Below are 15108 nucleotides of genomic sequence, written 5' to 3' on the forward strand. Positions count from 1 at the left end.
CTATGGCTGAGAAAACAAGGTATTCTGACGCAGAACTCGAAGAGTTCCGTGCCATTATAATGGAAAAGCTTCAGCTCGCAGAACGCGACTATGAGAAACTTAAAAGCAGCATTATGAATGCTGACGGTAATGATACAGACGATACATCACCTACGTATAAAGTATTGGAAGAAGGTGCCAGCACTTTGTCGAAGGAAGAAACAACACGTCTGGCATCTCGTCAGCTTAAATTTATTCAGAACCTGCAGGCAGCTTTGGTACGTATAGAAAACAAAACATACGGTATTTGCCGTGAAACAGGTAAACTTATACCTAAGGAACGTCTTCGTGCAGTACCACATGCCACATTAAGCATTGAAGCAAAACAACAAGGAAAGAAGTAATTTTTATTGTTTTATGTAATTGAGAATCGAAATTTTTTCGATTCTCAATTTTTTAGGGTAATTATACAATTCATAGTGCATTAAGTTTTTAATAATACATAGTTTTTCTGTATGAACAATAAATTTTCTCAAGGTAGGATGGCTATCGTTATTGTGGCTGTAGTGTTGATGATAGACCAGATTATCAAGATTTGGGTAAAGACAACTATGGCTTTGCATCAGAATTATAAGATAACAGACTGGTTTTATATCTATTTTACTGAAAATAACGGAATGGCATTTGGACTGGAGATTTTTGCCAAACTGTTTCTCACCATATTCCGTATTGTAGCAGTAATATTAATTACATGGTACATATGTAAGTTGGTGAAACAGCCTAATAAAGTAAAAAATGGGTATATTGTGTGCCTATCATTAGTATTGGCCGGAGCAATAGGAAATATTATTGACTGTGTGTTCTATGGTGAGATTTTCAGTGAAAGTACAAGAACACAGATTGCAAGTTTTGTCCCAATAGGCACAGGATATTCTGATTGGCTTCACGGCAAGGTAGTTGATATGTTTTATTTCCCTATAATTGATACATATTGGCCTGAATGGATGCCTTTTGTTGGTGGGGAGCATTTTATATTTTTTAGCCCTATATTCAATTTTGCAGATGCTGCTATAAGTTGTGGAATAATAGCTTTGCTTATTTTCTATAGCGGATACTTGAATTCATTATCACATGTCGAAAAGAAATAACACTTATATCTTATGAACAAATATTTACGTTTGTTGCTTTTGGGAACTGTTTTTATGGGAGTTGCTTGCGGAAAGCAAATACCTGATGATATTATACAGCCATCCGAAATGGAAGAACTTCTGTATGATTATCATTTGGCTCTTACTATGGGCAATGACTTGAGTTATTCCGACAGGTATAAACGTGAATCATATAAGAATTATGTTTTCGATAAACATGGGGTTACTGAAGCTGAATTTGATTCTTCTATGGTTTGGTATACACGAAATAGTACGGTTTTGACTGATATATATAAGAATCTGCAGAAACGATACGAACTGGCGGAAGAACAAATGAGATCTGAACTGAATAAACGCAGTGGACAGATTACGGTTTCACTTTCAGGGGATTCTGTAGACGTATGGTCGGACAGAAATCTTTATTGGCTTACAACCTCTCCTTTGACGAACAGGCTTAATTTCGACCTTAAGGCTGACACAACATTCCATGAAAGGGATATTTTGGTTTTTGAAGCAGATTATAACTTCTTGTCTTATCAGAAAAATGCAGCTAAAGCAGTAGTTGCAGTTAATATAACATTCAAGAACGACAGCACTTTAGGTATATCTAAAGTTATTGACCGTTCCGGTAAAGAACAATTGGTTCTGCAATCTGATTCGGCTTATGAGTATAAAAGTGTAAGTGGATTTGTTTATTTCAATAATCCTGATAGTGCTGATGTATCTCTGTTATTGAACAATATAAAATTGGTACGTTATAGAGAGAACAGTTTTAAATCCTCATTGCCATCTTCTGTACAGTCAGTAAGCAGTAATAAGAACAAACCGGAAGAGAGTATAAAGGAAAAAAACAGTATAGAGAAAAGGGAAGAGGTGAAAATTTCTGAAAGGAAAATTCGTACAGAAAATGTTCAAGCTTTGAAACCGGCTAAAGGAGAATAACATGAAAAGATTTGCTTCTCACAGATTGTATATCTCACATTTGAATCTGTTGTTGAAAAATCATGTTGTAGAGATTGACGATATAACTGGTGCCGTTACAAGGTACTTCCCATTTACTGAAGAAGTCAGTTTTACGGAATGGCTAAATGGCTTGATTGTTTTATCGTGCGATGTCCCGGTAATATCATTTAAAAAGGAATTGAATATTTCTTCAGAAACTACTGTAATTAGTGTTGATGAGGGAAAAAATATAAGGAGTGTTTTATCGTCTGCATATAATAAAACACCCCTTATTCTTAAAGCATATTATATAACTCCATTTAATGTTTTTGAGATTTCCTTTGCAGAAGATAGCCGGGTTTTGCCTTTGCTTTAAAGTTGACGCCTTCTGAATTCTGAACACACAATGGCTGTAGCAACCGCAACATTAAGAGAATCTGTAGTTTCATTGCCTTGAGGATAATTGGGAATAAGGATTCTTCTGTTGATAAGCTCCGAAACTTCTTTGCTTATACCGTTTCCTTCGTTTCCCATAACTATCAGTCCATTAGATGACAGAGTGTTGTTATATATGCTGTCACCATCAAGGAATGTTCCGAAAACAGGCACATCATTAAGGCTTGAAATAAGTTCCTTGATATTACAGTAGTGAAGCTTTACTCTTGCAAGAGCTCCCATAGTGGCTTGAACCGTTTTTGGACTGAATGCATCTGCTGTTCCGTGCGAACAATATATATTTTTAATTCCAAACCAGTCCGCTATCCTAATGATTGTTCCAAGATTGCCTGGGTCCTGTACATCATCCAGAGCCAGACATAGCTCGTTTCTGGGACAATCCATTGATAATGTATATGACGGAATTTCGAATACGGCCAAAACGTCTTGAGGCGTTTTTAGTAGGCTGACACGTGAAAGCTCGTCTTTTTCTACATATATTTTTTCATCAGCTATAATGTTTCTGTTAGAATCCAGCCATTGTTGTGTGGCTACCAGTATTTTACATTTGAAGAAATCAGAAAGATCAGATACCAATTTGTTTCCTTCTGCCAAGAATACTCCATTCTCTTTTCTGAATTTTTTCTGTTCAAGCGAACGTATAAATTTTATTTTATTCTTACTTATCATATAGTGAATTTGAACTATTTCATTGGCAAATCTAAGAAGATATTTTCAATTATTGGTTATCTTGATGTTTATAATTGGATATTTTACATTTTCATTTATGCCGTTAGTGGAATTTTGTGTACATTTGCAAATAAAATTGCTTGTCTTGATGGTTAATTTGCTTCGCATATATATATATATTGTAACTGTGGCATTTGTGCTCAGTGGATGTTCTGTAAGCAAATTTATACCGGAGGGAGAATATATGCTCGATGAAGTACATATCAGTAGTGACAATAAAGAGTTAAAGTCATCCGAGATGTATTCGTATGTACGTCAACGGCCGAATGCCAAATGGTTCAGTCTCGTAAAATTACCAATGTATATATATTGTTCGTCCGGTAAAGATTCTACCAAGTGGATTAACCGGATTCTCCGTAAGGTGGGAGATGCTCCAAGGATTTATGATTCCAAAATGGCAGAGGAAACACGCAAGCAAATTCTAAGTGCAGTTCAAAACAAGGGTTATCTTGGTGCACAGGTCACTCTTGAAGAAAAAATCAAGAACAAAAAGTTGGAGGTAAATTATAAAATATCTTCAGGTAAACCGTATAATATATCAAAAATAAGTTATAATATCCAGGACTATGTCATAAGAGGATTGCTTATGAATGATTCCATCGGCAGTGGTCTGAAGGAAGGTATGCGTTTTAATGTAAATGTTTTGGAAGAGGAGAGAAACAGAATTACCCAGTATCTTCTCAATAGGGGATTTTACAGGTTCAATAAGGATTATATAACTTTCCAGGCCGATACGGTAAACGGTACATTTCTGATAGATTTGCTGATGAATATCGATTTGAATACAGAACGTACTGGTGACGAAGGTACTTTACATCGTCAGTATATGATTAGGAATGTGAACTATCTTATGGATATTGATAATGTTCCTGGTGTTCAGTCAGGCAATATGTCTGATACTATAAAATACGATGGCATAAATATATTGTACGATGATGACTTGTTCCTTCGTCCGGGTGTTATTTCTTCTCACAACAGGCTTATTCCCGGAAAACTGTATTCCAATCGTGATGTGATGTCTACTTATACATCTTTATCGCGTCTTGGTATACTGAAATATTCCAATATCAGATTTGTAGAGCATCTTGAGAATGATACATCGTATCTGGATGCATATGTTTCCTTATCAAGGAATAAAAACAAGACACTTTCTTTTCAGGTAGAGGGAACAAACTCTGCCGGCGATTTGGGGGCGGCTGCATCTGTTACTTATACACATCGAAATCTGTTTAAAGGTTCAGAAACTTTTAATATCAAGGTCAGAGGAGCGTACGAGGCTGTTACCGGGCTTGAAGGATATGCCAATAATAATTATACAGAATACGGAATAGAGACAGGACTGGAATTTCCTGAGTTTATGTTTCCTTTCCTAAAGTCCGATTTCAAGAAAAGTGTGAATGCCAGGTCGCAGGTCAGTGCGAAATATAATTGGCAGATCAGACCTGAGTTTGAAAGAACACTGGCATCTGCGGCATGGAGTTACAGGTGGAATAGCAGAAAAAGGGCCAGCCACAGACTTGATGTACTTGACATAAACTATATCTATATGCCATACAGGTCGAAGACTTTTATTGAGTATCTCGATTATATGGATGAGATAAATCCATTGTTGAGATACAGTTATGAGGATTTGTTTATTGTCAGACTGGGATATACTTACACATATAATAGTGCAGGAGTTTCCACGCAGCAGACAGCGAAGAAAAGTTCCTATTCCATCCGTTTTAATATAGAGGAGTCCGGAAATCTCATTTATGGTTTCTCGAAGTTGATTCACAAGCAACCATCCGACGGAGAATCTTTCAGAATGGGTAATATCAGTTTTGCCCAATATGTTAAGGCAGACTTGGATTATGCAAAGAACATCATGATAGATGATAGGAACTCATTGGTTTTCCATATTGGAACAGGTGTGGCAATACCCTATGGAAACTCTAAGAGTTTACCTTTCGAAAAGCTCTATTTTTCAGGAGGTGCAAACAGTGTGAGGGGATGGAGTGTACGTTCTCTAGGCCCGGGGGGATACAGCGGAAAGTCGGGAACGCTTGATTATGTTAATCACACAGGAGACATCAAGCTTGATTTGAATGTAGAGTATCGTACACACTTGTTCTGGAAATTGAACGCGGCAGCTTTTATTGATGCCGGAAATGTGTGGACTCTGAAAAGCAGGTATTCCGATTCTACAGGACAGTTTGCTTTCAACCGTTTCTATAAAGAAATAGCCGTTTCTTATGGATTGGGAATACGTTTCGACCTTGACTTCCTTATTTTAAGATTTGATGGTGGTATGAAAGCTATAAATCCAATGGGTAAAGGAATTTACAGATTCCCTGTTATTAATCCGGATTTGTCAAGAGATTTTGCTTTCCATTTCGCTGTGGGATATCCGTTTTAATTAAATATGTTTAGAATTGTAAAAGATATATGGCAAAGATTGTTTCTAAAATTTATACACGTGATGAACTGAAAGAACTGGAAGAATGGTTTAACGGCAAAAAAATACCCGATTCTATTCAGTTGGATAAAGCAACATATATTCCTAATCTTAAGGATACTCTTGCTAAACTATTTGTGCAGGCAGATATAAATTGCGACAATCCTAAAATGCAGGGACCTATTTATCTGCTTGAACGTCTTAAGAATAAGCTGGAAGAAACTCAAAACTGAATATAATTGCATAAATCAAAAACATGTACTAACTTTGTCGTTCAAAAGATTAAAATATTCATAATATGTTTAGAAGTCATACTTGTGGCGAGTTGAGACTTGCCGATGCTGGCAAAAATGTAACGCTTTCCGGATGGGTTCAGCGTACACGCAAAATGGGAGGAATGACATTTGTTGACCTCCGCGACCGTTATGGTATCACACAGTTGGTATTCAATACAGATGTTAATGCCGAACTTTGTGAAAAAGCTAATCATCTGGGACGTGAGTTCGTTATTCAGGTAAAAGGTACCGTGAACGAACGCTCAAGCAAAAACAATAATATTCCTACCGGTGATATTGAAATCATCGTTTCTGAGCTCAACATTCTGAATTCGGCTCAGACTCCTCCTTTCACTATTGAAGACAATACTGATGGTGGTGACGACCTTCGTATGAAGTACCGTTACCTTGACCTTCGTCGTACAGCTGTACGCAAGAATTTGGAATTGCGTCACCGCATGACAATGGAAGTACGCCGCTACCTTGACAGCAAGGGATTCCTTGAAGTGGAAACTCCTATGCTTATCGGTTCTACTCCTGAAGGTGCCCGCGACTTTGTCGTTCCATCACGTATGAATCCTGGACAGTTCTATGCACTTCCACAGTCTCCACAGACACTTAAGCAGCTGCTTATGGTTTCTGGTTTCGACCGTTATTTCCAGATTGTGAAATGTTTCCGTGATGAAGACCTTCGTGCCGACCGTCAGCCTGAATTTACCCAGATTGACTGCGAGATGAGTTTCGTTGAGCAGGAAGATATCATCAATACATTCGAAGGTATGGCCAAGCATTTGTTCAAGGAATTGCGCGGTGTTGAGCTTACTGAACCTTTCATCCGTATGCCTTGGGCAGACGCAATGAAATACTACGGTAGTGATAAGCCTGATTTGCGTTTCGGAATGAAGTTTGTAGAGTTGATGGATGTTCTGAAAGGTTATGGTTTCTCAGTATTCGACAATGCTGCATACATCGGCGGTATCTGTGCCGAAGGTGCTGCTACATATACACGCAAGCAGCTTGACCAGCTTACTGACTTCGTGAAACGCCCTCAGATTGGTGCCAAGGGATTGGTTTACGCACGTGTTGAGGCTGACGGCAATGTGAAGTCAAGCGTTGACAAGTTCTATTCACAGGAAGTTCTGCAGAAGATGAAAGAAGCATTCGGAGCTAAACCGGGTGACTTGATTCTTATCCTTAGCGGTGACGATGTGATGAAGACACGCAAGCAGCTTTGCGAATTACGTCTTGAAATGGGTAATCAGTTGGGATTGCGCGATAAGAACAAGTTTGCTTGTCTCTGGGTGGTTGATTTCCCTATGTTCGAATGGAGCGAAGAAGAAGGCCGCTTGATGGCTATGCATCATCCATTCACTCATCCTAAGGATGAAGATATCGCGCTTCTTGACACAGATCCTGCTGCAGTACGTGCTGATGCATACGATATGGTTATAAACGGTGTTGAAGTAGGAGGTGGTTCTATCCGTATCCATGACTCTCAGCTCCAGGCCAAGATGTTCGAAATCCTCGGATTTACTCCAGAAAAGGCACAGGAACAGTTTGGCTTCCTGATGAATGCATTCAAGTTCGGTGCACCTCCTCACGGTGGTCTGGCTTACGGTCTTGACCGTTGGGTATCACTCTTTGCCGGTTTGGATTCAATCCGCGACTGTATTGCATTCCCTAAGAACAACTCTGGTAGAGATGTTATGCTTGATGCTCCTGGATTTATTGACCAGAAGCAGCTTGACGAACTTAATCTGATAGTTGATATCAAGGAAAAGAACTGATAAAATTTTTTATATCATATAAAGGCACGGATATAGGTGTGTTTTGGCTATACCTGTTTCCGTGCCATATTTTTGATTTTAATTGATGAAAGAAACAGTACGTATCATAAGGTTTATCATTGTGGGTACCCTAAATGCCATGATTGCTGCATTGGTGGTGTGGGTACTTATGCATATATGCGGTATTGACTATATGATAGCCAATATTACGGCTTATACTGCTGCTCAGATAAACAATTTTCTATGGTGCAAATACTGGATATTTCCTCTTGATAGGGAAACAAAAAAGAACAGCATCCAGCGTCAGATACTGTTCTTCCTTATAGCTTTTGTCATGGCATACAGCGCCCAGTTTGTGTTCCTTCTTATATTGGTGGAACTTCTTCACCTTAATGAGTATCTGGCTCAGTTTCTCGGGCTTTTTGTATATGGTGCTGTAAACTTTATAAGCAATAAAATGATAACTTTCAAGTGAGTAACATGGCATCTGTCTATGCCATATTGTTCAAATCCTTATCCTCAAGATAGCTCATCTGGTTTTTTGTTATTACATCTCTGGTCTTTTCTGTGTCGTCAGTACGGAATACTAGAATTCCTTTTCCTGCAAGAAGAAATGAATACAGGTATGATATGCCTATGCCTGCATCAGTAAAGCTTTTTATGGCATCTGCTGCTCTTCCTGGATAATTGTCTAGTGTTATAGCAAAAACTTCCGAAACATTGGCAGATATTCCTGCCTTGTTCAGTGTCTGAAATGCCCTTTCAGGATCAGAGCATATTATTCTGTATATTCCGTATTCCACTGTATCGGAAATAGTTGAAGCTATTAACTGTATTTCAGCTTCTTTCAGCAGTTCGAGAACTTTCAGCAGTGTTCCCGATTTATTTTCTACAAAAACAGATAATTGATGTACTGTCATGGTATATATGTCTTTTAAATTAATGTTTTTCGTAAATCTTTCACTCTCACAGCTTTTCCTTCCTGTTTTGGCAGGCTTCCCTTTGGTACGAGTTTCACGATTGGTGTAATCAGAATTTCATCTTTCAGCTGACGTGTAATTTCTTTTGTAAGCTTCTGCAGTGAGCCGAAGTCGTCTGTAAATTCGTTCAGTTCCACCTCCACCGTCATCTCGTCGTTTGCATCCAGGTTTGTCAGCGTAATCAGATAGTCAGAACCAAGTTCCTTGAACTGCATAAGAATAGTTTCTATCTGGATAGGGAAGATGTTTACACCCTTCAGTATGATCATATCGTCGCTTCTTCCTTTCATGCGGTCCAGGCGTCTGTGGTGTCGTCCGCATTTGCAATCTCCCGGAAGGAACCTTGTAAGGTCTCTTGTCCTGTATCTCAGTAGTGGCATAGCTTCACGGTTAATGGTGGTAAGTACAAGTTCACCCACTTCACCGTCGGGCACAGGCTCAAGAGTCTCCGGGTCTACTATTTCCACTATATAGTAATCCTCCCATATATGTAGACCGTTCTGTTCCGTGCATTCGAAAGCCACTCCCGGACCGCACATTTCCGACATGCCGAACGAGTTGTATGCTTTCACTCCTAGCATCTTTTCTATTCTTTTCCTTTGTTCATCGGAGTGTGGTTCTGCGCCTATTATCAGTGTTCTCAGTTTTGTATCTTTAACCGGATCTATACCCATCTCTTCCATAACTTCATGCAGACGTCCCGCATAACTTGGAATGGCATGGAGGGCAGTTGTTCCGAAGTCGGTAATGAATTTAATCTGTCGTTTGGTATTTCCTGCTGCTGCCGGTACTGTAAGCATCCCCAGTCTTTCTGCTCCGTATTGGAAACCAAGTCCTCCAGTGAACATACCGTAGCCTGATGAGTTCTGGAATATGTCACCCGCTCTTAATCCCACCATGTGCAGACACCTTGCCACCGCATTAGCCCATTCGTCAAGGTCTTTTTGTGTGTGGAGTATAACAGTTGGTGTTCCTGTGGTACCACTTGAAGAGTGTAGTCTTACCACCTCCTTCAATGGCACTGCTGCCAGTCCGTAAGGATAATTGTCACGCAAGTCCTGCTTTGTCGTAAACGGTATTTTTCTGATATCTTCAAGTGATTTTATATCTTCAGGTTTCAGATTGTGTTCTTCAAATCTTTTTTTATAGAAAGGAGAGTTCATACAGTGCTTCACTGTCTTCTGCAGTCTTTCCAGTTGTAGTTTCTCTATTTCCTCTCTAGTCATTGTTTCCATCTCTGGATGGAGATATTTGCAGTCGTTTTCCATTATAATAATTGTTTGTAAGGTTTATATATACACTATAATATGCCACGTAATGAGCTCTTGTTCTCATATTGAAACATGAATGACTGCAAAATTAGAAAAAATCATTATAAATACAAGAAACTATCTATTTTTTGCTGTTTATAATTAGTGTAATGTTTCAAATTGATATTTGTTATGTAGTCTCTCTCTTTTTGAGGTATCCTGCCGGCATTTCTACCATTGCACATCCCAGCATATTCAGGCGTATGGAAACTTGAAACTTTCCGTCTATATTGATAAGTTCTCCCTTTAGTCCGCATAATGGACCTTTTATTACTTCCACTTTCTCGCCCGGTTTAAGTTGTTCAGAAGTAAAATATACAGAATTTTCCGAATAGTCCAGCATAAACATAAATCTTTCCATCTCCTCGTCTCTTATAATGGCCGGTTTATGTGTAGCTTTGTCTATCATAGTGCCGTTCACTGACGGTAAACTTTTAAGGACTTCTATTCTGTTTTTTTCATCACACTTTATGAATATAATCATAGGAATGACAACCTCTTTTACTTTTTTCTTCCTGTCACTCCATTGCTTTACAGTTTCCTGTATAGGGAGAAAGTTTCTTATCCCCATGCTGTTAAGTCTTTCTGCTGTCTTTTTCTCGTGATGCATTTTTACATACATCGCATACCAGTTTTCAGTCTCCATCTATATATGTTGTTTAGTTCGATAGACTTATTATTGCAAATAATCACAAAAGTATAAATAATAATCAATAGAAGAACTTTGTTTGGTATAACTTTTTTCGTGTATTCCTTATTATATTCCTTAATTCATGTTGTATGGTATGTATTTTTTATTAATTTTGTTGTATTGTATGATGATAAATTAGTTATGTATGAATGAAGTAGAAATTAGAATAGTAGGTGTTTCTGATCTTTTGAAACCTTCTACATCGCATGCTTTGATATTGGAGGAGGTTTTCAGTTATGAAACCAAAAGACGTTTGGCAATGATTATTGGCGACAGGGAGGCCTCTGATTTAAGGTCTTGCATGTTGGGTATCAAGTCTCCTCGACCACTTACTTACGATTTTGTTTCTTCACTTTTATCCGAGGCTGGTATCAGTGTAGAAAAAGCTGTGATATATGATGTGCATGATGGTATCTTCAATTCATATATTTACTTTATACGTCAGGATAAAACAACTTTTAGAGTCGATTCGCGTCCTACTGATGCATTGTCACTGTCTCAAAAGATAGGTTTTCCTGTGTATGTACTCGAAGATTTGTTGGAGAAGGAAAAGATAAGGACTGTCACTCCCGATGGTTCAGGATTCAGTATGCCTCTTAATTCAGTAGGAACTGATATGTTGAAGATGGATCTGGAGGCGGCAATAAATAATGAAGATTATGAAAGAGCTGCAATGTTGCGCGATGAGATATCAAGAAGAGAAGGTAAAATATAATGTTAATAAATATGTATTTTACTTCTTATTTAATATTGTATTGTAAAATAAAGTTAAATATGCGAATTTTTCTCGATGTTTTATGTGTTACATAACATAAAACCCGTATATTTGCACTGTGTTTTTCATGGTATTAGATTTAAGGTTAATGAAGATTGGGAGTCTGGGAAGATTCCCTTTTTTTATGCCTTTTATTTTCGTAAGGAAAACGTCAAGTCATTTTGACTAAAACGACAAGACATTTTATGTAAAACGTCAAAGCGTTTTTTTATAAACGTATAAAAACAGATTATTATGGAAGCAGAAACTATAAAACTATTGAAAGAGTGGGCATACACTTATCATTGTACATCGTTTATTCCCGACGACCCTGTACAGTTTCCTCACAGATATACCGAACAGCGTGATATTGAGATTTCAGGCCTGCTTACAGCGGTTCTAAGTTTTGGTAACCGCAAGATGATACTCCGTAAGGCAGACGAACTTGATACTATCATGGGACATTCGCCTCTGAAATATATTCTTTCTGAAAAGTGGAAGGATGATTTCCGTACAGATGACAAGAATAGTTTCTACAGAATGGTGTCACACTCCGATTTTCGTTTTTATCTTGAGAAATTATATTCTGTTTACTCGGAAGGAAAAACTTTGGAGGATAAACTTTTGGAATATAAAGGAACACCGATGCAGAAACTCTGCGCATTTCTTGAAGTGTCGGACCGTTCTCCACAAAAGAAACTCAATATGTTCCTGCGCTGGATGGTACGACAGAATTCTCCTGTAGATTTCGGTGTGTGGAAAAGGATGGATGCAGCCGACTTGATTATTCCTCTGGACACCCACGTGTGCCGTGTGGCACATCTTCTAGAACTTACAGATAAACCTGTATTTTCCCTCACCAATGCCAAGAGAATAACAAATGCCTTGGCAGAGATATTTCCCGGCGACCCTTGTATGGGAGATTTCTCATTGTTCGGTTACGGGGTTAACAACAAGGATACAGGGGAACTGTAGAACTCCTATACTATGCGCCGCAAGGATGATGAGAGGGAGCGCGAACGTTATTTCCAATATACATTCTACCTGATTCTCCGCCTGATAAGCGTCTATACCGTCTATGTGGAGTAGCAGAGTCATGGTCGTGTGGACTGCGTTATAGAAACGCCTCAATATGTTTATATCTTCGAGTTCAAGCTTGACGGAACGGCAGATGGGGCTCAGCGTCAGATAGAAGAAAAAGGTTATGCATATGAGTACGCTTCGGATACACGTGCTATGTATAGGATTGGTGCAAGTTTCTCTTCCGAAACAGGGACGATAGGAGAATGACAGAAATGTTAAATAAAAAAAAAGAATATTATTTATTGAAAAATATTATTATCTTTGAAACCATAAATCTAAAATTTGGAATTTACATAAATTTTTTTGATATGAAACATGGAAAAACACAAACATGCATTTTATTGCTGTTTTCTTTATTTACCTGCAATAGCACAGCTCAATCATTAATGTCAATGATGAAGCAGCCTTTTAATATAATAGAATCGGATTGGGAGAGGAATTCAAATCAGGACTTGTCTTTGGTTTATACCAATAATGATTTTTGCGATTATTACGTTTATCGTATAGACGACCGTTCATACGAACTACATCCTGGAAAAAACACTATATTTAAAATACCAAAAGGATCGAACTTCGATAATCCGTTCAAGAATCCTTCGTCATATAGGTTTTATAGAGGAATCTTTGTAGAAAAGTTTGATGTCAAACGTCCGTATGCTCTTCCTGTGAAGAACGGTGTAAAGACTGCATGGAAGACAGATATACGCGAAAGCAAGAAGACTCTTAATTTCTTTATGCATCAGGGAGATACAGTGTATTCCACAAGAGGTGGAATGGCGTGCAAGACTTCTGATCCTCGTCAATTACTGATATATCATTCCGACCATACCTTTGCTGCTTATCTTGGTATGGATGAGAATTTTATCGTGCCGGGTGAGGAAGTGATGACCGGTCAGCCTATAGGAATTGCTGGCAGATGGACAGTATCAATTTCATATTTTTTCCTCGACGAGAATAAGTTTGAGTCTCTTCAGGCTACAGGCTATCCATATTCTCATTTTATGCCTGTTTTCAGAACAGATGAAGGTGATGTACAGATGGAGGAAAAAAGAAAATACACGGCAGTAATTGATGATGAACTGATAATGCAGGATATGAGTAAACGCGAACAGAAAAGATATCTGAAAAATAAGAACAGGAAATGAAGCATATATTATTACTCTTAGTGTTCATATTATATGGGTCGTATTCATTTGCCGATGGAAGATTGATCATAGACTACGGAGGAGATGCCCTGACGGAAAAGGAACGTATGCGGATAGAACGCATGATGGACTACCAGATTGAGTTTTACAGCATGTTCGGACTGGAAGACAGCCTGAGAGTAAGGCTGACGGTATTTGATGAGCGTAGCGAAGGAATGTTCTATCTTGATACTATAGGAGTAAGCAAGCGTCATCCGTTGAAAAATGTAAATGCCTTATATATGCATAACAGAAAGGAAGCTGTAATATTGGGTATGGATGAAGACCGCAAAAGAATGCTTCCTGTCATTTACCACGAGTTGAGTCATTATTTTACAAGAGAGATAACCAATGTAAATCCTCCAATGTGGCTTATGGAGGGACTGAGCGAGTATTTCGAGAATTGTGAGGTTGGCAAAAAGGATATAAAACATACTATCACATCGTACGAAAAGGGTAGAATACGCACTATGTATATGCTGGGCGAGATGGATTTAAGAAAATTCGTAGATTCTGACAGGAGGCTTTTCATGAAAAAGCAGAGAACAGATGAACAGTATGCCTATATTCTGTCACATTTACTTGTCACTTTCATGATAGAAAACGTTTCACGTCAGGTTTTTGTAAATTTAATCGATTTGTTACATGATAATACGGATAAGTCGAAAGTATCAGAGAAAATAGCACGCACTTATCCCGGTGGTTTCGAAACTTTCGAAAGTGATTTTGAAAAGATTTATAAGTAATTTCAGAAATTCATAGAAGCATAAACACCGTAATGACCGTCACCTGCAACAGGACTTATAGTAAGATTATGTTTCTTGGCAAACGGGCGCGTAAAGATATACGAGCTGGCTGTACCTATAACTGCACCGGCTGCAACATCCCACCAGTCGTGTTTCTTGCCGTAGACACGGCTCCAGCCTACATACGTTGACAGTACATATGCCGGTGCTCCCCATTTCCAGCCATAGCGGCGCTGTATGAAAGATGCTGCAGCAAATGAAACAGATGTATGCATAGAAGGGAAGGAGTGGAAATTACTGTGGTCCGGTCGTTCTTTCTTTACGGCATATTTCAGTGCGTATGTCACTCCAAGTGTAGTGATGCCCGAAAAAACTCCTTGTTTAAGTCCTTCCCAGTCCTTGTTTATCAAAATAGCTGTCAGCCCGGCTACTGGGAGAAGAACTGCACCCACGTCTCCCGATGTTCGTACTGCTTTACGGCTGCCGGTCACTTCCAATGTCTGTGCATTCATTGATAGTGCCAATGCACACACCATGAATAATATAGTAATTCTTCTAATCATAAGTTTGTTCCAATTGTTAAAAGCGATGTTTGTCGTGTTATGAA

Annotated in this window: 17 protein-coding genes and 1 pseudogene; 13 read left to right on the top strand and 5 right to left on the bottom strand. The window is 38.5% G+C overall.

Annotation, left to right across the window (positions count from 1 at the left end):
- Window positions 1-2: 2 nt before the first annotated feature.
- The 4 genes from I6E11_RS01395 to I6E11_RS01410 all read left to right on the top strand — a co-directional run bounded on the left by I6E11_RS01395 (window position 3) and on the right by I6E11_RS01410 (window position 2445).
- Complete coding sequence (locus I6E11_RS01395) at window positions 3-383, top strand: TraR/DksA family transcriptional regulator (RefSeq protein WP_204393956.1); 381 nt, start codon at window positions 3-5, stop codon at window positions 381-383.
- A gap of 111 nt (window positions 384-494) precedes the next feature.
- A complete protein-coding gene (locus tag I6E11_RS01400; protein WP_235336049.1) occupies window positions 495-1127 on the top strand; it encodes a lipoprotein signal peptidase in 633 nt (210 codons plus the stop codon).
- A gap of 12 nt (window positions 1128-1139) precedes the next feature.
- On the top strand, window positions 1140-2069 hold the full coding sequence (locus I6E11_RS01405) for a DUF4296 domain-containing protein (protein ID WP_235336050.1): 930 nt from the start codon (window positions 1140-1142) through the stop codon (window positions 2067-2069).
- Window position 2070: 1 nt separating this feature from the next.
- Window positions 2071-2445 (top strand): hypothetical protein, encoded by a 375-nt coding sequence (locus I6E11_RS01410; protein ID WP_235336051.1) that lies wholly within the window; start codon window positions 2071-2073, stop codon window positions 2443-2445.
- Here the strand turns inward: I6E11_RS01410 and I6E11_RS01415 are convergent.
- A complete protein-coding gene (locus I6E11_RS01415) occupies window positions 2442-3194 on the bottom strand; it encodes a TrmH family RNA methyltransferase (RefSeq protein WP_235336052.1) in 753 nt (250 codons plus the stop codon). The genes I6E11_RS01410 and I6E11_RS01415 overlap by 4 nt on opposite strands.
- Window positions 3195-3342: 148 nt before the next feature.
- Here I6E11_RS01415 and tamL point away from each other — a divergent pair, with 148 nt between their 5' ends.
- The 4 genes from tamL (at window position 3343) to I6E11_RS01435 (ending at window position 8228) form a co-directional block, all read left to right on the top strand.
- Entirely contained in the window at window positions 3343-5652 is a 2310-nt protein-coding gene (gene tamL / locus I6E11_RS01420; RefSeq protein ID WP_235336053.1) for a translocation and assembly module lipoprotein TamL, read from the top strand.
- A gap of 29 nt (window positions 5653-5681) precedes the next feature.
- Window positions 5682-5924, top strand: coding sequence for a DUF6965 family protein (locus I6E11_RS01425; protein ID WP_235336054.1), 243 nt, complete (start codon window positions 5682-5684; stop codon window positions 5922-5924).
- Between the two features lie 65 nt (window positions 5925-5989).
- Window positions 5990-7753, top strand: a complete 1764-nt coding sequence (gene aspS / locus I6E11_RS01430) for an aspartate--tRNA ligase (RefSeq protein WP_235336055.1) — start codon at window positions 5990-5992, stop codon at window positions 7751-7753.
- Between the two features lie 85 nt (window positions 7754-7838).
- Window positions 7839-8228: a GtrA family protein gene (locus tag I6E11_RS01435; protein ID WP_235336056.1), complete on the top strand. Its 390-nt coding sequence runs from the start codon at window positions 7839-7841 to the stop codon at window positions 8226-8228.
- Window positions 8229-8244: 16 nt separating this feature from the next.
- On the opposite strand, the gene I6E11_RS01440 is transcribed toward I6E11_RS01435, so the two are convergent.
- The 3 genes from I6E11_RS01440 to I6E11_RS01450 all read right to left on the bottom strand — a co-directional run bounded on the left by I6E11_RS01440 (window position 8245) and on the right by I6E11_RS01450 (window position 10689).
- Window positions 8245-8673 carry an ACT domain-containing protein gene (locus I6E11_RS01440; RefSeq protein ID WP_235336057.1) on the bottom strand — a complete coding sequence of 143 codons (429 nt, stop codon included), beginning with the start codon at window positions 8671-8673 and terminating at the stop codon, window positions 8245-8247.
- A 14-nt stretch (window positions 8674-8687) separates the two neighbouring features.
- Window positions 8688-10001 (bottom strand): phenylacetate--CoA ligase family protein, encoded by a 1314-nt coding sequence (locus I6E11_RS01445; RefSeq protein ID WP_235336058.1) that lies wholly within the window; start codon window positions 9999-10001, stop codon window positions 8688-8690.
- A 172-nt stretch (window positions 10002-10173) separates the two neighbouring features.
- Window positions 10174-10689 carry a UpxY family transcription antiterminator gene (locus I6E11_RS01450; protein ID WP_235336059.1) on the bottom strand — a complete coding sequence of 172 codons (516 nt, stop codon included), beginning with the start codon at window positions 10687-10689 and terminating at the stop codon, window positions 10174-10176.
- A gap of 190 nt (window positions 10690-10879) precedes the next feature.
- Here I6E11_RS01450 and I6E11_RS01455 point away from each other — a divergent pair, with 190 nt between their 5' ends.
- From I6E11_RS01455 to I6E11_RS01475, 5 genes and pseudogenes are all read left to right on the top strand, one after another.
- The gene (locus I6E11_RS01455) at window positions 10880-11449 is read left to right on the top strand and encodes a bifunctional nuclease family protein (RefSeq protein WP_235336060.1); all 570 of its coding nucleotides are present in this window, start codon (window positions 10880-10882) and stop codon (window positions 11447-11449) included.
- 294 nt (window positions 11450-11743) lie between these two features.
- On the top strand, window positions 11744-12463 hold the full coding sequence (locus tag I6E11_RS01460) for a TIGR02757 family protein (RefSeq protein ID WP_235336061.1): 720 nt from the start codon (window positions 11744-11746) through the stop codon (window positions 12461-12463).
- A 6-nt stretch (window positions 12464-12469) separates the two neighbouring features.
- A pseudogene (locus tag I6E11_RS01465) lies at window positions 12470-12778 on the top strand (PD-(D/E)XK nuclease domain-containing protein); the annotation flags it as partial.
- 101 nt (window positions 12779-12879) lie between these two features.
- A complete protein-coding gene (locus I6E11_RS01470) occupies window positions 12880-13716 on the top strand; it encodes a M23 family metallopeptidase (RefSeq protein WP_235336062.1) in 837 nt (278 codons plus the stop codon).
- Window positions 13713-14501 (top strand): DUF1570 domain-containing protein, encoded by a 789-nt coding sequence (locus I6E11_RS01475; protein WP_235336063.1) that lies wholly within the window; start codon window positions 13713-13715, stop codon window positions 14499-14501. The genes I6E11_RS01470 and I6E11_RS01475 overlap by 4 nt, the downstream gene beginning before the upstream one ends.
- A 2-nt stretch (window positions 14502-14503) precedes the next feature.
- Here I6E11_RS01475 and I6E11_RS01480 read toward each other — a convergent pair whose 3' ends face one another.
- Complete coding sequence (locus I6E11_RS01480) at window positions 14504-15064, bottom strand: phosphatase PAP2 family protein (protein WP_235336064.1); 561 nt, start codon at window positions 15062-15064, stop codon at window positions 14504-14506.
- Between the last annotated feature and the right edge of the window lie 44 nt (window positions 15065-15108).

Source organism: Bacteroides caecigallinarum (assembly GCF_021531075.1).
Lineage (GTDB): Bacteria > Bacteroidota > Bacteroidia > Bacteroidales > Bacteroidaceae > Phocaeicola > Phocaeicola caecigallinarum_B.